19 protein-coding genes are annotated in these 16409 nt (G+C 70.9%); 6 read left to right on the top strand and 13 right to left on the bottom strand.

Annotated elements, in window-relative coordinates; genetic code table 11:
• Positions 1-175 precede the first annotated feature (175 nt).
• The 3 genes from ABZ906_RS13780 to ABZ906_RS13790 all read left to right on the top strand — a co-directional run bounded on the left by ABZ906_RS13780 (position 176) and on the right by ABZ906_RS13790 (position 2110).
• Complete coding sequence (locus ABZ906_RS13780; RefSeq protein ID WP_361381691.1) at positions 176-403, top strand: hypothetical protein; 228 nt, start codon at positions 176-178, stop codon at positions 401-403.
• 77 nt (positions 404-480) lie between these two features.
• A complete protein-coding gene (locus ABZ906_RS13785) occupies positions 481-1635 on the top strand; it encodes a hypothetical protein (RefSeq protein ID WP_361188308.1) in 1155 nt (384 codons plus the stop codon).
• 28 nt (positions 1636-1663) lie between these two features.
• Entirely contained in the window at positions 1664-2110 is a 447-nt protein-coding gene (locus ABZ906_RS13790) for a hypothetical protein (protein WP_361188309.1), read from the top strand.
• Between the two features lie 103 nt (positions 2111-2213).
• Here ABZ906_RS13790 and ABZ906_RS13795 read toward each other — a convergent pair whose 3' ends face one another.
• Positions 2214-3683 (bottom strand): hypothetical protein, encoded by a 1470-nt coding sequence (locus tag ABZ906_RS13795; protein ID WP_361188311.1) that lies wholly within the window; start codon positions 3681-3683, stop codon positions 2214-2216.
• Positions 3684-3969: 286 nt separating this feature from the next.
• Between ABZ906_RS13795 and ABZ906_RS13800 the strand changes: the two genes are divergently transcribed.
• Positions 3970-5823 (top strand): endonuclease/exonuclease/phosphatase family protein, encoded by a 1854-nt coding sequence (locus tag ABZ906_RS13800; protein WP_361381694.1) that lies wholly within the window; start codon positions 3970-3972, stop codon positions 5821-5823.
• Between the two features lie 31 nt (positions 5824-5854).
• Here the strand turns inward: ABZ906_RS13800 and ABZ906_RS13805 are convergent, their stop codons facing one another.
• The 4 genes from ABZ906_RS13805 to ABZ906_RS13820 all read right to left on the bottom strand — a co-directional run bounded on the left by ABZ906_RS13805 (position 5855) and on the right by ABZ906_RS13820 (position 8266).
• Positions 5855-6592, bottom strand: coding sequence for an SRPBCC domain-containing protein (locus ABZ906_RS13805; protein ID WP_361381697.1), 738 nt, complete (start codon positions 6590-6592; stop codon positions 5855-5857).
• Between the two features lie 148 nt (positions 6593-6740).
• Positions 6741-7310, bottom strand: a complete 570-nt coding sequence (locus ABZ906_RS13810) for an antibiotic biosynthesis monooxygenase (RefSeq protein WP_361381699.1) — start codon at positions 7308-7310, stop codon at positions 6741-6743.
• 123 nt (positions 7311-7433) lie between these two features.
• Positions 7434-8102 (bottom strand): hypothetical protein, encoded by a 669-nt coding sequence (locus tag ABZ906_RS13815; protein WP_361381702.1) that lies wholly within the window; start codon positions 8100-8102, stop codon positions 7434-7436.
• Complete coding sequence (locus ABZ906_RS13820; RefSeq protein WP_361381705.1) at positions 8099-8266, bottom strand: hypothetical protein; 168 nt, start codon at positions 8264-8266, stop codon at positions 8099-8101. Before ABZ906_RS13820 ends, ABZ906_RS13815 begins: the two co-directional genes overlap by 4 nt.
• A 190-nt stretch (positions 8267-8456) precedes the next feature.
• On the opposite strand from ABZ906_RS13820, the gene dapA reads away from it, so the two are divergent.
• Complete coding sequence (gene dapA / locus ABZ906_RS13825) at positions 8457-9449, top strand: 4-hydroxy-tetrahydrodipicolinate synthase (RefSeq protein ID WP_361381708.1); 993 nt, start codon at positions 8457-8459, stop codon at positions 9447-9449.
• Here dapA and ABZ906_RS13830 read toward each other — a convergent pair.
• The 4 genes from ABZ906_RS13830 to ABZ906_RS13845 all read right to left on the bottom strand — a co-directional run bounded on the left by ABZ906_RS13830 (position 9409) and on the right by ABZ906_RS13845 (position 12259).
• Positions 9409-10017 carry a hypothetical protein gene (locus ABZ906_RS13830; RefSeq protein WP_361381711.1) on the bottom strand — a complete coding sequence of 203 codons (609 nt, stop codon included), beginning with the start codon at positions 10015-10017 and terminating at the stop codon, positions 9409-9411. The genes dapA and ABZ906_RS13830 overlap by 41 nt on opposite strands.
• 121 nt (positions 10018-10138) lie before the next feature.
• A complete protein-coding gene (dapD, locus tag ABZ906_RS13835; RefSeq protein WP_361381714.1) occupies positions 10139-11128 on the bottom strand; it encodes a 2,3,4,5-tetrahydropyridine-2,6-dicarboxylate N-succinyltransferase in 990 nt (329 codons plus the stop codon).
• A gap of 265 nt (positions 11129-11393) precedes the next feature.
• Entirely contained in the window at positions 11394-11939 is a 546-nt protein-coding gene (locus ABZ906_RS13840) for a TetR family transcriptional regulator (protein WP_361188335.1), read from the bottom strand.
• On the bottom strand, positions 11939-12259 hold the full coding sequence (locus tag ABZ906_RS13845; RefSeq protein WP_361381717.1) for a multidrug efflux SMR transporter: 321 nt from the start codon (positions 12257-12259) through the stop codon (positions 11939-11941). The genes ABZ906_RS13840 and ABZ906_RS13845 overlap by 1 nt, the downstream gene beginning before the upstream one ends.
• A gap of 136 nt (positions 12260-12395) precedes the next feature.
• On the opposite strand from ABZ906_RS13845, the gene ABZ906_RS13850 reads away from it, so the two are divergent.
• On the top strand, positions 12396-13505 hold the full coding sequence (locus tag ABZ906_RS13850) for an oxidoreductase (RefSeq protein WP_361381720.1): 1110 nt from the start codon (positions 12396-12398) through the stop codon (positions 13503-13505).
• A gap of 67 nt (positions 13506-13572) precedes the next feature.
• Here ABZ906_RS13850 and ABZ906_RS13855 read toward each other — a convergent pair whose 3' ends face one another.
• The 4 genes from ABZ906_RS13855 to sufC are packed head-to-tail and all read right to left on the bottom strand — an operon-like array spanning position 13573 to position 16405.
• A complete protein-coding gene (locus ABZ906_RS13855; RefSeq protein ID WP_160504340.1) occupies positions 13573-13908 on the bottom strand; it encodes a metal-sulfur cluster assembly factor in 336 nt (111 codons plus the stop codon).
• The gene (sufU, locus tag ABZ906_RS13860; RefSeq protein ID WP_361188343.1) at positions 13905-14372 is read right to left on the bottom strand and encodes a Fe-S cluster assembly sulfur transfer protein SufU; all 468 of its coding nucleotides are present in this window, start codon (positions 14370-14372) and stop codon (positions 13905-13907) included. Before sufU ends, ABZ906_RS13855 begins: the two co-directional genes overlap by 4 nt.
• A 15-nt stretch (positions 14373-14387) precedes the next feature.
• Complete coding sequence (locus tag ABZ906_RS13865; protein ID WP_361188346.1) at positions 14388-15644, bottom strand: cysteine desulfurase; 1257 nt, start codon at positions 15642-15644, stop codon at positions 14388-14390.
• Positions 15641-16405: a Fe-S cluster assembly ATPase SufC gene (gene sufC, locus ABZ906_RS13870; protein ID WP_361188348.1), complete on the bottom strand. Its 765-nt coding sequence runs from the start codon at positions 16403-16405 to the stop codon at positions 15641-15643. Before sufC ends, ABZ906_RS13865 begins: the two co-directional genes overlap by 4 nt.
• Between the last annotated feature and the right edge of the window lie 4 nt (positions 16406-16409).

Below are 16409 nucleotides of genomic sequence, written 5' to 3' on the forward strand. Positions count from 1 at the left end.
GCCCGTGAGCCGCTGGTCGGAGGAGAACGAAGAGACACAGAAGAGGCTTCGTAAACAAGGTCAACAGGCACGGATCACCCCTAATGCCAAGATTTCGTGCAGAACGCCTTGACCCGCCATCCACACGGCAATAGACATCCCCTACCTGCATCACCCGTTTGGGGAGGCGAGCCGCGTGGACGCTTCGCAGGCACGCAGCCTCCATGAGGGCCTGCTGATGAAGCTGGCCAATGTCACCGGTGTCGGCATCGGGAGGGACGAGCACTCGGGGGCGGATGTGATCGTGGTGTTCGTCGTCCGCAAAGTGCCCCGTGACCGGCTCCGGGAAGAAGACGTGATTCCGGAAGCGCTCGAAGGCGTCCCCGTGCGCGTCCTCGCCATCGGCGAGCCCACGGCGCAGTAGGACGGCGCAGTAGGACGGCCTGCGCGAGCGGACCGGAACTCCACCCTTCAACCAAGGGGAAGAGGTGGTCTGGCGTGGTGAGCCAGCCCGAATTGATGCGAGGACCCACCGGCGGTCAGCTCAGTGACAGCTCGCGCCAGCAGGCGACAGGGGACTTCCTGGGCCCCCAGACGTCGCTGGCCAACGTCGTCGGCTTCGGCCACGGCGTGAAGTGGATCGACGGAGAGCCCACCGGCGAACCCGCGGTCATCGTGTTCGTGACCCAGAAGGTTCCGGAGTCCATGCTCCCGGAGCGGGACGTCATCCCCGCCCAGATGGACGACGGCACCCCCACCGACGTCGTCGCCGTCGGCCACGTCGCCGCACAGCGGCAGCAGCGCAGGGCGAGCCGCGCCGACGACCGCTCGATCGTGTACGGCCCCGACGGCGGCGTGAGCGAGCAGCTCGCGGGCCTGACGCAGCCCATGCTGGAAGAGCTCCAGGGGCTCGGCGCGTTCGAGCCGCAGCTCCTCAAGCGCCGGATGCGTCCGTGCCCCTCCGGCTTCTCGGTCGGCAACGTACGCGTGACGGCGGGCACGCTCGGCAGCGTGGTCTACGACTTCCTGCCCGGCGCCTCCGTCGACCCGCCGGGCCCCGGCCTGGGCGTACCGGCGAGGTTCTACATCCTGTCCAACAACCACGTGCTCGCCGACTCCAACCGCGCCCAGCTGGGCAGCGCGATCGTGCAGCCGGGTGTCTTCGACGGCGGCAAGGACCCGGCGGACCGCATCGCGACCCTGGCGCGCTTCATCACGATCCAGTTCGCCCCGCAGATCCCGCTGGAGCGGCACAACAACGTCGTGGACGCAGCGCTCGGCACCGTCGAGTTCCAGGACGCGACCCGTGAGACGTACTTCAGCGGTGCGCCCAGGGCCTGGCGCCGCAAGGCGAACGTCGCGGTCGGCGACCTGGTGAAGAAGACCGGCCGGACGACCAACATCTCCTTCGGCCGGATCATCGCGGTCGACGCGACCATCGACGTCAACTACGGCACGGCGGGCACGGCCCGCTTCAAGGACCAGATCCTCACGACGAACATCTCGGCGGGCGGCGACTCGGGGTCCCTGGTGACCTCGCTCGACAACGTCGCGCTCGGCCTGCTGTTCGCCGGTTCCTCGACCGTCACCGTGCTCAACCACTTCGAGAACGTCCGCGCGCTGCTGCGGGTCGAGGTCTCCGAACAGCTGGCCTGACCGGTCGCACCACGAGAGGAGGGCATTCATGACCACTCAGGCACGCAAGCAGAAGGGCCAGAGCCGCGGGGAGCACCACTTCCACAATCCGCAGGGCGCCGAGGTCAAGACGCGTGACGAGGCGTTCGCCGCGCCCCAAGAGGTGTCCGCGGAGGCGGTCGCCACCACGTGCAAGCTCCAGCTGCACAACGGCGCCATCACCTTCGCCATGGAGGTGAAGTTCAACCCGAACACCTACCCGCACGTGGTGACCGGCGGCCAGATCACCTCCGGCATCTGCGGCGCCCCGTGGGAGATCACGGGCGGCGTCATGGGCGACAGCATCCGCCTGGACGCCAAGCGCACCGGCCAGGGCTCCTGCGCCAACACGATCACGATCGTCGGCGAGTACCAGAACCCTCCGGCGTACCGGGGTACGTACGGGTTCAACGGCGCGACGTCGTCGTTCAAGCACACGACGCTGTATCAGTGCTGAGCTGAGCTGATCTCCGGAGAACGGAGACCGGAGACCGGAGAACGGAGAGCCGGCCGGGGCGGAAGGTCCGCCCCGGCCGGTTCGCGCCATGGTCGCGCCGGCGTCAGACGCCCTGCTGCGAGCGTGCCTTGAAGGCCGCCTTGCGGGCCTCCTTGGCCACCTTCTTGTCGGGGTGCAGCCGCCCCATCGCCTCCAGGACGTCCGCGGTGGCGGGGTGCTCGACCCGCCAGGCCGCGGCGAAGAACCCGCTGTGCTGCTCGGAGAGCCCCTCCACCAGGCCCTGGAGCTCGTCCGAGTTGCCCTCGGCGGCGAGCTGGGCGGCGATCGTGTCGATGGTCAGCCAGAAGACGAGCGCCTCGGAGGGCGGGGGCACGTCGGCGGCCCCGTGCTCGGCCAGCCACACCCGGGCGAGCCCGCCGAGCTCCGCGTCGTCGAGCACCTCGCGCAGGGCGGGCTCCGCCTCGCGGCCCACCAGCGAGAGCGCCTGCTGGCAGCGCAGCCGCCGCAGCGGCGCACCCTCGTCGCCGCCGCGCGCGGCGGCCAGCAACTCCCGTGCCGCGTCCAGCGGTTCGTGCCGGGCCAGCCACAGCTCGATCTCGGCCTGCGCGGCGGCCTGCGGGAACCCGGCCGTGCCTTCGAGCAGCGCGTCGGCGCCCTTGTCGGCGAGATCGCCGACGGCGGGGGCGTCCACGCCCGCCTCCAGCATCCGCGCCCGGATGCCGTACACACCCAGGGGCGTCAGCTTGACCATGCCGTACCGCGAGACGTCCTCGTCGTCGTCCGGGAGCGGTGCGTCGGCCTCGTCGATGTCCACCATGAGGGCCTCGTCGACCGGCTGGTACTCGACGAGCCCCAGCGGCTCGAAGAGCCGGAACTGGTCGTCGAGCTTCATCATCGCGTCCGACACCTGCTCCAGGATGTCGTCCGTCGGCTCGCCCATGTCGTCGGGCACGATCATCGACGCGGCCAGCGCGGGCAGCGGCACCGGGCCCTCGCCCGCCCCCGCGTCCCCGGCGGTGAGCAGGTACAGGTTGCCGAGCACGCCGTCCAGGAAGTCCGCTTCCGCCTGCGGGTCCCAGCCGAGCTCCTCGAAGTCGATCTCGCCGTTCTCCTCCAGGACGTCCAGGAGGTTGTCCATGTCGGGCACGGTCGCGTCCCCGTACACGGTGTCCAGGGCGCCCAGCCAGACGCCGAGGATGTCCTGCGGGCTGCCGGAGGTGAGCGCGGCGAGGTCCTCGCCCGCGGTCACCGTGCCCGGGGCGTCTGCTCCGTCCGGGCCCTGCGACTCCTCCCCGTCCGTGACGTCCACCAGGCCCGTGTCGACGGCCACGCGCCAGGCCTCGCTCGCGTAGGCGGCGGCGTCCGGGTCGTCCGCCGCGAGGCCGAGCTCCGCCGCGGCCGCAGGCAGCTGCTCCTCGATGAGCTCACCGCCCGCCCCGACGCGCGTCTCGGGCCCCGCCCAGCGGGCGAGCCGCGCGGCGCGGGAGAGCAGCGGCGTGGCGAGCGCGGCCCGCGCGAGTTCCGCTTCGGAGTGCAGCAGCACCGGCGGCAGGGTGGCGGGACTTACGGACATCGGCTGGTTCTCCTCCGAAGGATGGGGCCTCCCCTGCTCGCGCAATGCCGGGAGCCGGGGGAAGGGTCGGCTGGGCTGAAGCCTAGACGGATTTGGACCCATGCCGCCCGGTTCATGTCCCTGTCAGAAGACATACACGGTGAGAACACCCGCCGAACCTTGACAACTCCCCTGGTCACACAAGAGATTGACGCGCGTAGAGCGCCGGGCACCCGCCGGTTCGCCTCACCCGCTTCCTACGTACTCACCCCTCATATACGTACTCACCCTCATCCGGAGTCTCTCCATGCCGTACATATCCCGTACCACCCGGCCCGCCGTGAGATCCGCCGCCGTCTCCGCCGTCGTGGCCACCGCCCTCGCGGCCGGGCTGCTCGCCGTGGGTTCGTCGTCCGCTTCCGCCGCCGGGGTGCGCGTGCACGACATCCAGGGCACCACCCGCCTCTCGCCCCTCGCGGGACAGCAGGTCACGGACGTGACGGGCATCGTGACCGGCGTCCGCTCGTACGGCTCGAAGGGCTTCTGGCTCCAGGACCCCAAGGGCGACGGCGACCCCGCGACCAGCGAGGGCGTCTTCGTCTACACCGGGTCCGCCGCCCTGACGGTGAAGGCGGGTGACGCGGTCCGCGTCTCCGGCACCGTCGGCGAGTACGTCCCCGGCGGCGAGTCCTCCGGCAACCAGTCCCTGACGCAGATCACGAAGCCGACGGTGAGCGTCGAGTCGTCCGGCAACGCACTGCCCGCGCCCGTCACGGTGACCGCCGAGACGGTCCCCTCCGCCTACGCGCCCGAGGGCGACCCCGCGAACGGCGGCGACATCAGCGCGCTGCGGCTCAAGCCCCGCTCGTACGCCCTGGACCTCTACGAGTCCCTGGAGGGCATGAACGTCCGCGTGGGCACCTCGCGCGTGGTCGGCGCCACCGATCCGTACTCGGAGCTGTGGATCACCGTGAAGCCGCACGAGAACCCCAGCCGGCGCGGCGGCACGGTCTACAAGTCCTACGACGACCAGAACACCGGCCGCCTCCAGATCCAGCAGCTCGCCCCGGTCTCCGAGCAGCCCTTCCCGAAGGCGAACGTCGGCGACGCGCTGTCCGGCGGCGCCGAAGGGCCGCTGGACTTCAACCAGTTCGGCGGGTACACGCTGGTCGCGCGGACCCTCGGCAAGGTCACGGACAAGGGTCTGGAGCGGGAGAAGACGCGCCGCCAGGCCAAGGGCGAGCTCGCGGTGGCGACGTACAACGTGGAGAACCTCGACCCCACCGATCCGCAGACGAAGTTCGACGCGCTCGCCGGGGCCGTCGTCTCGAATCTCGCCTCGCCCGACATCCTCGCCCTGGAGGAGATCCAGGACGACAACGGCGCGAAGAACGACGGGACGGTCTCGGCGGAGGCGACCCTGAAGAAGTTCACGGAGGCGATCGTCGCCGCGGGCGGGCCGCGCTACGCGTGGCGGTCCATCGACCCCCAGAACAACAAGGACGGCGGGGAGCCGGGCGGGAACATCCGCCAGGTGTTCCTCTTCAACCCCGAGCGGGTCTCCTTCACCGACCGCGGAAAGGGCGACGCGACGACGGGCACGGGGGTCGTACGTTCTTCCGGGCGCGCCGCGCTGACGCTCTCCCCGGGGCGTGTCGACCCCGCGAACGCCGCGTGGAACGACAGCCGCAAGCCGCTGGCCGGTGAGTTCAGCTTCCGGGGGCGGCCCGTGATCGTGGTCGCCAATCACTTCGGGTCCAAGGGCGGCGACGAGGGCCTCACCTCGCGGCACCAGCCGCCGGTGCGCTCGTCGGAGGCGAAGCGGCTGCAGCAGGCGCAGGCCGTGAACTCCTTCGTGCGGGACGTGCGCACGGTGCAGAAGAACGCGGACGTGGTGGTCCTGGGGGACGTGAACGACTTCGAGTTCTCGGCGACGACCGAGGCCCTGGAGGCGGGCGGCGCGCTGAAGTCCGCCGTCAAGTCCCTGCCCCGCTCGGAGCGTTACTCGTACGTCTACCAGGGCAACACCCAGGTCCTCGACCAGATCCTGACCAGCCCCGGCGTCGGACGGGGCTTCTCGTACGACAGCGTGCACATCAACGCGGAGTTCGCGGAGCAGAACAGCGACCACGATCCGCAGGTGCTGCGGTTCCGGCCGTAGGACATCGCGGCCCGGCGCGACCGGCTGCTGGCTACGCGTAGAGCCTGAGCAGCCAGTCGCGCCAGGCAAGTTCGGTGCCCTTGGGGTCCGCGTGCGGGGCGAAGTCGTGGATGCTCAGGCTCACGGGGGCGCCGAAGTGGTTGCGGCCGAAGAAGCGCAGGAGCGCGGTTTCCGTGCGCAGGCCGATGAAGTGCCGGCTGCGGAAGTCGATCATCGCGTCGAGGTGTTCTCCGGGGGCGTCCACGCGGACGCGGGCGCCCTCGGAGGCGTCGTCGGGCAGGCCGAGGCGCCGGCCGAGCCTGGCGAAGGCGTCCGGGGCGGCGGCGGGGGCGGGTCCTTCGAGGGCGGTGAAGGTGACGGGGAGGCCCGGGAAGTACGTCAGGTACTGGCGCAGGGTGTGCAGGTAGAAGTCGGTGTGCTTGCCGGCCGCTTCGTACCGGCTCTCCCAGTCGTCGGTGAGGATGCCGCTGTGCACGTAGCGGACCCAGGAGCGGCGGCCGCCGTCGCGGGGCTCGATGGTGTGGTCCAGCTGGTTGAGGGTCTGCCCCGGCGGGAGTCCGTCGGGGTTCGCGACGCGGGCGGCCAGGCGGTGCGGCGGTTCCCAGCGGGTGACCGTGCCGCCGGAGGGGGCAGCGCCGCCTTCGCGGGGTTCGTACTCCATGGGCCACAGCCAGCCGCCGGTGCCGGTGGTGAGCGCGTCCCAGACCTGGGCGGGAGAGGCGTCGACCTCGAACTCCCGCTCTATCTCGAACTCCTTGCCGGTGGCCATGGCGACTCCCTGGTGCTGCCCGGAGGGCCGAGGTCCCCTGCGCCCGCCCCCGCACGGAGATTCCACCGTCCCACCACCCCATATTTTCGTCCAGGGCACCGGGTCGCGGAGGCCGGGCGTCCGCCGGCGCGCGGCGAGGGCGGGGCGCTCAGCGCTCCGGCCGGAAGCCGTACGCCAGGCGGTACCTGCCCTCTTCCGGCAGCCCTTCGCCGCTCTCCCACTCCGCGTAGTCGATCACTCGCGCGCCGTCCGTCGTCTCGTGGACGTGGACGGAGATCAGCCCCGGCGCGGCCTCCGGCACCTTGTCACGGTCCCCCTCGGTGATCACGATCGCCCCGGCCGCCCGGTCGTCACCCGCGGCCCGCGCCACCCCGTCCCGCAGCCGCGTCTTGTGCAGCCCGAGGCGTTCGATGCCCGGCACCGCCTCGTCGATCTCGGCGTTGCGCTCGTCCCTGCCGCGGGCGAAGAAGTCCTGGTACGCCTCCTCGTCCCGCCACTGCGAGCGGTGCGCCACCGTCGAGCCGTCGGCGCCCGCGTACACGGTGTACGAGAGCAGGCCCTCGTGCGGCCACGGCCGGCTCGCCCAGGCTTCGGCGATCGCGTCGACCGTGGCCCGCTGCCGCTCGGGCGTGCCCGTGCTCCACGTGCTGAGAAAGACGAGTCCGTCGTACGCGCCGGCCGGGTCGGGGAGGGTCGTGGCATCGGCGATCGTCTTCATGGCCTGCTCCTTCGGTGTGTGGGCGGGCTCTGACCCGCGCCCCACACACTGCTACCTCAAGCAAACTTGAGGTCAACCCGGACGACCACGCTGCCCGCGCCGTTCATGCCGGACGCCGCGCCGCTACCCCTTCTCGTCCTCCGAGAGCCGCGCCAGCTCGCCCTGGAACACGTCGAGCCTGGCCTGGAGGAGCGCCGCCTCCGCGACGAGTTCGGGCACGCCCATGGCCTCCGCGGGCGAGCCCGGCACGGTGTCGGGGCGCGCCGCGCCGACCGTGAGGCCCTCCCCCGCGAGGCGGGCGAACTCCGTGAGCCGCAGCGACACGCGCTTGCCCACACAGGCGGCGCACGCCCCCTCGACCACCCGCCACCCCGGCTTTCCCCACCCGGCGTCCGCGAGCACCGCGGCCCGCGCGCCGCAGCCGCAGGGCCGCACGGTGACGGCGCGCACCCGCTGGCGTGCGTACCGGAAGCCGCGCTCGAAGCGGATGTACGCGCCGAGGACCGTCACTTCGAGCAGCGCTGCCCCCCGGTGCTCGCCGGTGCACAGGAAGGCCTCCGCCGCGGCGCGTTCGTGGACGCAGTGGAAACCGCAGTCGCAGCGGCGGTGCGGGGCCTTGTGCCGTCGGCCGTAGACGCAGTGGGCCGTATCGAGTGCGCCGTAGGGCAGGGCCGCGCCCAGGGAGACGCCGGTGAACCCGGCCCTGGCGCCGTCGTGGGACAGCGCCAGGCGGGCGATCTTGTATCCGGTCGGCGGCTCCGTCGGGCGTTCCTCGGGGAGCCGCAGCCTCATCGGACTGCCGGGACTCCGGCCGCGGGCCGCTCGGCGGCGGGCTCTTCGGCCGCCGTCACCCGTTCGGGCTCCGCCTCCGCGTGCTGCTCACGATGGTCCTGCCGCAGCCGGTCCTGCGGGGTTTCCTCGGCGATCCCGGTGGCGAGTGCTTTGCCCAGCCTCATGACGCCTCCTGTGACCGGCCGCGCTGCCGAGCGGCCGTCCTGCGACTACCGACGCCCCCATGGTGGCCCATACGGAGGCGAGTTGGCACTAGGGCGGGCGTCGACCGGCGGGCACCTCGTAGCATTCCTGTCGCATATCTCGTAGCAGAATTAAGTGGAGCTTCAGCATCGGCGTACCGACACTGCCTCTATGACCTCTCCCCCAGCAACGCCTCCCCCGTTCGGCCGCGCCCTGTGCGCGATGGTCACACCCTTCACGGCGGACGGTCTGCTCGACCTCGACGGCGCCCAGTTGCTCGCCGAGCGCCTGGTGGCGGACGGCTGCGACGGCCTCGTGCTCTCCGGCACCACCGGCGAGTCCCCCACCACGTCCGACGACGAGAAGGCCGCGCTCGTACGTGCCGTCGCCGAGGCGGTCGGTGACCGGGCCGCGATCGTCGCGGGCGTCGGCAGCTTCGCGACGCGGCACACCGTCGAGATGGCGCTGCAAGCCGAAAAGGCGGGCGCGGACGGCCTGTTGGTGGTCACCCCCTACTACAGCAGGCCCCCGCAGGACGCTGTCGAGGCGCACTTCCTGGAGGTCGCCGACGCGTCCGGCCTCCCGATCGCGCTGTACGACATCCCGGGGCGCACCGGCACCCGCATCGAACCGGAGACGATGCTGCGGCTCGCGGAACATCCCCGGATCGTCGCCGTGAAGGACTGCGCGTACGACCTGATGGGCACCCAGAAGGTGCTCTCACGCAGCGACTTGGCCTACTACACGGGCTGCGACGAACTCATCCTCGCGCTGTACGCGGTGGGCGGCGCGGGCTACATCAGCACGGTCGCCAATGCCGTGCCCGGACACCTCCGCTCGATCATCGACGCGTTCGACGCGGGCGACACCGACCGGGCCCGGCGGCTCCAGCAGCAGGCCATGGAACTGATCGAGCTGACCATGGACGCGGGCCTGCCGGGCACGGTCACCTCCAAGGCACTGCTCGGCGCACTCGGCCTGCCCGGCGGCCCCGTCCGCGCACCACTGCGAACCGCCGACCGCGAAACGACCGACGGGCTGCTCGCCGCGTACGACGCGCTGGAGCGGGCGCGGCAGACGCGGCAGACGCTGGTGTCAGCGCGCGGCGCCTGCGTCCGGGAAGTCAGCTCGTGGCGGGGAAGCCGGCGGTCTTCGTCCAGGTGAGTGTGTCGGTGCCCCGGCTGAAGGTGGCCTTCTTGCCGCCCGCGGCGACGGCGATCTTCTCCCAGCCGTCGAAGTTCTTCGTGAGGTGCGTGGCCCACTTCGTCAGCGGGCCCGTGGCGACCGCGGCGACTGACTCGGTCGGCGGCTCGCCGTCCGCGCAGTAGACGCCGAAGTCCCCGAAGGCGGCGACCGTGCCGTCCTTGGCCTTGAGCGTGATCCCCTGGCAGGCGTCGGTCCGCGTCTTGTACACGAGGGCCGACTTGGACCAGCCCCGGGCCTTGGGGCTGTAGTCCTGCACGAGGAGCCCCTTGCCCTTCATGTAGTGCATCGCCACGCGTCGCCCGTCGGCGAGCTTGACCTGTGCGTTGAAGGGGCTCGGGCTGCCGCTCCAGGGAATGTCGCTCTTCTCCAGGGGGTAACTGTGGCCGCCGGTGGAGGCCCGGCTCATCTCCTGCGCCGCCCCGCCGCCGACACCCCGGCTCTGCCCGGTGCTCTGCCCGCACCCGGCGGCAAGACCGAGTACCGCCACCGCGCCCAGAGCCAGGGCCCGTATACCCGCTCGCTGCATGTCGCTCTCTCCCCTCGTCCCACGCGGCCCGCGCACACGTGGCAGGGCAGCTTACGCACGGCACGACGCGAAGAGCGCCCCCCGGTGCGGACCGGAGGGCGCTCTTCGCGGAAGGCGGTGCTCAGTTGTGGCTGTGCAGCACGTCGTTCAGGCCGCCCCATACCGCGTTGTTCGGGCGGGCCTCGACGGCGCCGGTGACCGAGTTGCGGCGGAAGAGGATGTTCGAGGCGCCGGAGAGCTCGCGGGCCTTGACGATCTGCCCGTCGGGCATGGTCACGCGGGTGCCCGCGGTGACGTACAGACCGGCCTCGACGACGCATTCGTCGCCGAGCGCGATGCCGACGCCCGCCTCGGCGCCGATCAGGCAGCGCTCGCCGATGACGATACGGACGTTGCCGCCGCCGGAGAGGGTGCCCATCGTGGAGGCGCCGCCGCCGATGTCCGAGCCGTCGCCGACGACGACACCGGCGGAGATACGGCCCTCGACCATGGAGGTGCCGAGCGTGCCCGCGTTGAAGTTCACGAAGCCCTCGTGCATGACGGTGGTGCCCTCGGCGAGGTGCGCGCCGAGCCGCACGCGGTCGGCGTCGGCGATGCGGACGCCCTTCGGTGCGACGTAGTCCGTCATGCGCGGGAACTTGTCGACGGAGGTCACCGCGAGGTGCAGGCCCTCGGCGCGGGCGTTGAGCCGCACCTTCTCCAGGTCGTCGACGGCGACCGGGCCGAGCGAGGTCCAGGCGATGTTGGCGAGGAAGGCGAACTGGCCGTCCAGGTTCACGCCGTGCGGCTTGACCAGGCGGTGCGAGAGCAGGTGCAGACGCAGGTAGACGTCGTGGGCGTCGACCGGCTTCTCGTCGAGGGACGTGATGACCGTACGTACGGCGACGATCTCCACGCCACGGCGGGCGTCCGGGCCGATCGCCTTGGCCGCGCCGTCGCCGAGCAGCTGCACGGCACGCTCGGCGGTGAGCCGCTCGGTGCCTGCGGGGCCCGCTTCGGCGACGAGCTCGGGCGCGGGGAACCAGGTGTCGAGAACGGTGCCGTCGGCGGTGACGGTGGCGAGGCCTGCGGCGACGGCGCCGGTGGTGCGGGAAGCGTTCGTGTCGGTCATGGGGAAAACCTAACCGGCGGCGCGCCGCGCGGGCGAACCGGTCTCAGTGACCGGGCTGCCGCCGGCGACGGCGGCGGGGCCGCACCGGGGCACACTCCCCACCCTCACCGCGCGCCCTTCGGCACCGGGTGCAGCGCACCGCCCGGCGACGCCGGGAGCAAGACGCCACCGACCGGGCCACGGGCGTGCGGTATCCGGACACGGCAGTCGGCCTCTTGCGGAGCTCCCCGCCCGCCGGGGCGGACCACCGACCGGAGTGCGCCCCTCAGCTCTCGCCGTGCAGAATCCGGTCGAGCATCTCCCGCGTATACACCGCGTCGTACTCGCCGCCCGTGAGCAGCACCTGCAGCGATATCCCGTCCATCAGCGCGACCAGGGCGCGGGCGGTCACCGGATCGGTGCGCCGTTCGAGGACCTCGGCGAGCCCCGCGCACCACTCGGCGGCCACGGGCCGCAGGGCGGGCCTGCGCAGGGCGGCGAGGTAGAGCTCGTACTCCAGCTCGACCCCCGACCGCTCCCCCGCGAACCAGTCGCCGAGGATCCGCGCCAGCTCCGCCGCGAGGTCGGCGTCGGGGTCCTCGAACGCGCGACCGGCGGCCATCACCTTCGCGAAGCCCTCGTTGGACTGCCGCAGGGCGGCCACCATCAGCTCGTCGAGCGTCTTGAAGTGGTACGTGGTCGACCCGAGCGGCACATCGGCCTCCGCGGCGGCCGAGCGGTGGCTGAGCCCGCTGATCCCCTTTTTCCCGACCACCCGGATCGCGGCGTCGATGATCCGCTGGCGGCGCTCGGGGTCGTACCGGCGGACCATCAGTGGGCCCCGCCGAGGTTGAGCAGGACGACGCCCGCGATCACCAGGGCGATCCCCGCGATCTTGGCGAGACCGGCGGACTCCCCCATGAAGATCATGCCGATGGCGGCCACCGCGGCGGTGCCGATCCCGGCCCAGATCGCGTAGGCGGTGCCGACCGACAAGGTCTTCAGGGTCTGCGCGAGCAGGGTGAAGGCGATCAGATACCCCGCGACGGTGATCAGCGAGGGCCAGAGCCTGCTGAAGCCCTCGCTGTACTTCATGGCCGTCGTCCCGGCCACCTCCGCCACGATCGCGCCGGCCAGCAGTGCGTATCCCATGCGTACGAGTGTACATAACGTTGTGTACGGGCGTACGCAGAGTCTGGCCGGAAACCGGTTAAGGTGACGCGATCACTGTGGGGGGCCACAGCCAACACACGCGGAACACCGCACGACGCCATGGAGCACAAGAGGGATGTCAGAGATACCGGGGTGGGGACCACAGGCGCCTTACGGCGGACCGCCGGGGCCGTACGGAGCGCCGCCCGGCTGGGGCTGGAACGGCTACGGCTGGACTCCGCCACCGCCGCCGCCCAAGCCCGGCGTCATCCCCCTCGCGCCACTGGGCGCCAACCACATCATCGGCGGCGCGTTCGCGACGATGCGGCGCTACGCCAAGCCGCTGTTCGGCACCGCGGCCGCGGCCTACGGCCTGCTCGCCGTCGTCGTCGTGGCGGGAGGGGTACTCGCCTACGCCGCGAGCCGGGAACACTTCCGCGCCATGTCCGAACCGGGCGCGGACTTCTCCTGGGACGACGGCAGGCCGATCCTGGTCGCGTTCGGCCTGGTGTGGCTGGTGTTCATGCTCGCCACGCTGGTCGTCAACTCCTTCGTCCAGGCGGCCTGCGCCGCCACGCTGCACGAGGCGGTCCTCGGCCGCCCGGCGACGTTCGGCGCGGTCTGGCGCAGGGCATGGTCGCGGACGCCGTCCGTCCTTGCCGTGACCCTGCTGCTCTCGATCGTCCTGATGCTGCCGGTGGCCGCGTTCGCGCTGCTCTTCCTCTCGCTCCTCTTCCTGATGATGACGCAGTCGCTCATCCCCATCGGCCTTGTCTTCCCGCTGTTCCTGCTCACGCTGCCGCTCGCGGCCTGGCTGTACGTCCTGTTCGCCTTCGCCCCGGCGGCCGCGGCCCTCGAAACAGCGGGCCCGTTCACGGCGCTGTGGCGCTCCGTACGCCTGGTGCGGGGCGCCTGGTGGCGCACCTTCGGCATCTCACTGCTCGCGGGTCTCATCGTGACGGGCGTCTCGCTCGCCCTGCGGCTCCCCCTGCAGTTCGCCGCGCCGACCCCGCCCCCGGTCGACCCGGACGACTCCGCGTCGGCCTACCTCCTGGACCAACTGCGCTCCCAGTTCGGCCTGTACGCGGTCCTCGGCCTGCTCGGCAGCTTCCTCGCGCAACTCGCGGCGACGGTGTTCCTGCCCCTGGTGACGGCCCTGCTCTACCTGGACCGCCGCATCCGCAAGGAGAACCTCGCGCAGACGCTCACGGAGGCGTCGGCCGCGGCGCCGCAGCCGGTCCCGTAGACGCGATGAGGCCCCCCGCGCGGGTAGCGCGGGGGGCCTCATCGGGGATGTATGTCCCGGAGATCTCTCAGACGTTGAACCCGAGCGCCCGAAGCTGCTCGCGGCCATCGTCCGTGATCTTGTCCGGGCCCCACGGCGGCATCCAGACCCAGTTGATCCGGAGCTCGTTGACGATGCCGTCGGTGGCGGACTTCGCCTGGTCCTCGATGACGTCCGTCAGCGGGCAGGCCGCCGAGGTGAGCGTCATGTCGATCGTCGCGATGTTCGCGTCGTCGACGTGAATGCCGTAGATCAGGCCGAGGTTGACGACGTCGATGCCCAGCTCGGGGTCGACCACGTCGTACAGCGCCTCGCGGACCTCTTCTTCGGAGGCCGGCTTGGTCAGGGTCTCGTTCTCGCTCATGCGGTCTTCCTCTCAGCGACGTCGGTACCGAGTGCCTGCGCCGTCGCGTCCTTCCACGCCATCCAGCTCAGCAGAGCACACTTCACACGCGCCGGGTACTTGGAGACCCCGGCGAACGCGACGGCGTCCTCCAGGATCTCCTCCATCGCGTCGTCCGGCTCCAGCTTGCCCTTGGACTGCATCAGCTCCAGGAACACCTCCTGGACCTTCTGCGCGTCGGCGAGCTCCTTGCCGACCAGGAGGTCGTTCAGGACGGACGCGCTGGCCTGGCTGATGGAGCAGCCCTGGCCCTCGTACGACACGTCGGCGATCGTCGACCCGTCGTACTTCACGCGCAGCGTGATCTCGTCGCCGCACGTCGGGTTGACGTGGTGCACCTCGGCGTCACCGTCGCGCAGACCGCGCCCGTGAGGGTGCTTGTAGTGGTCCAGGATGACTTCCTGGTACATCGAATCCAGCTTCACGTCCCGGTCAGCCCCTCAGCCGAAGAAGTTCCGTACGTGCTCCAGGCCGTCGATCAGCGCGTCGATCTCGCCGGGCGTGGAGTACAGATAGAACGACGCTCGCGTGGTCGCAGGAATTCCGTAGCGGAGGCAGACCGGGCGGGCGCAGTGGTGACCCACGCGGACGGCGATGCCTTCCTCGTCCAGAACCTGGCCCACGTCGTGCGGGTGGATGTCGCCGAGCGCGAAGGAGATCGCGGCGCCGCGGTCCTCGGCCGTCGTCGGGCCGATGATCCGGAGGTCGGGGACCTCGAGGAGGCGCTTGACCGCGTACTCGGTGATCGCGTGCTCATGAGCGGCGATCTTGTCCATGCCGATCGCGGAGAGGTAGTCCACGGCCGCGCCCAGGCCGACGGCCTGGGAGACCGGGGGCGTGCCCGCCTCGAACTTGTGGGGCGCGGGAGCGTAGGTCGACGAGCTCATCGACACGGTCTCGATCATCTCGCCGCCGCCGAGGAACGGCGGCAGGTCCTCGAGCAGCTCCTGCCGTCCCCACAGGACGCCGATACCGGTCGGGCCGAGCATCTTGTGGCCGGTGAAGGCCACGAAGTCGGCCTGCAGCGCCTGCACGTCGAGCACCATGTGCGGGGCGGCCTGCGAGGCGTCGATGCAGACCAGCGCGCCGACTTCCTGCGCACGGCGGATGATCGCCTCGACGGGGTTGTGCGTGCCCAGGATGTTCGAGACCAGGACGAAGGAGACGATCTTCGTCTTCTCCGTGATGACCTCGTCGATGTTGGACAGGTCGAGCCGGCCGTCGTCCGTGAGACCGAACCACTTCAGCTTCGCGCCCGTGCGCTGCGAGAGCAGCTGCCACGGCACGATGTTGGAGTGGTGCTCCATCTCCGTGATGACGATCTCGGTCTCGTGGTCCACGCGGTAGGGCTCGTCGGCCCAGCCGAGCATGTTGGCCACGAGGTTGAGCGACTCCGAGGCGTTCTTGGTGAAGATCACCTCGTCGCGGCTCGGCGCGTTGATGAACGCCGCGACCTTGTCACGGGCGCCCTCGTACAGCGCCGTGGCCTCCTCCGCGAGGACATGCACGCCGCGGTGGACGTTGGCGTTGTGCTTCTCGTAGTACTCGTTGAGTACGTCGAGCACCTGGCGCGGCGTCTGGGAGGTCGCCGCGTTATCCAGGTATACGAGCTTCTTGCCGTCGTGGATCGTGCGATCCAGGATCGGGAAGTCCTTGCGGATCGCCTCGGTGTCGAGGAGGCCCGGCAGCTGTGTCACGCGGATGCGCCACCCTTCGTGTAGGCCTCGTAGCCCTCGGCCTCCAGCTTGTCGGCGAGCTCGGCGCCGCCGGACTCGGCGATGCGGCCGTTCGCGAAGACGTGCACGAAGTCGGGCTTGATGTAGCGCAGGATGCGCGTGTAGTGGGTGATCAGCAGGGTGCCGACCTCGCCGGTCTCGCGGACGCGGTTGACGCCGTCCGAGACCTGGCGCAGGGCGTCGACGTCCAGGCCGGAGTCCGTCTCGTCGAGGATCGCGATCTTCGGCTTGAGGAGCTCCATCTGGAGGATCTCGTGGCGCTTCTTCTCGCCCCCGGAGAAGCCCTCGTTCACGTTGCGCTCGGCGAAGGCCGGGTCCATCTGGAGCGTCTCCATCGCGCCCTTGACCTCCTTCACCCAGGTGCGCAGCTTGGGGGCCTCGCCGCGGATCGCCGTCGCCGACGTGCGCAGGAAGTTGGAGACCGAGACGCCGGGGACCTCGACCGGGTACTGCATGGCGAGGAACATGCCGGCGCGGGCGCGCTCGTCGACGGACATCTCCAGGACGTCCTCGCCGTCGAGGGTGACGGTGCCCTGCGTGATCGTGTACTTGGGGTGACCCGCGATGGAGTAGGCGAGCGTCGACTTGCCGGAGCCGTTCGGGCCCATGATGGCGTGCGTCTCGCCCTGCTTCACGGTGAGGTCGACGCCCTTGAGGATCTCCTTCGTGGCGTTGTCGGCCTCGACGGTGACGTGCAGGTCGTGGATTTCAAGCGTTGCCATGTGC

Source organism: Streptomyces sp. NPDC046925, from assembly GCF_040644915.1.
In the GTDB taxonomy this organism is placed as follows: Bacteria; Actinomycetota; Actinomycetes; order Streptomycetales; family Streptomycetaceae; genus Streptomyces.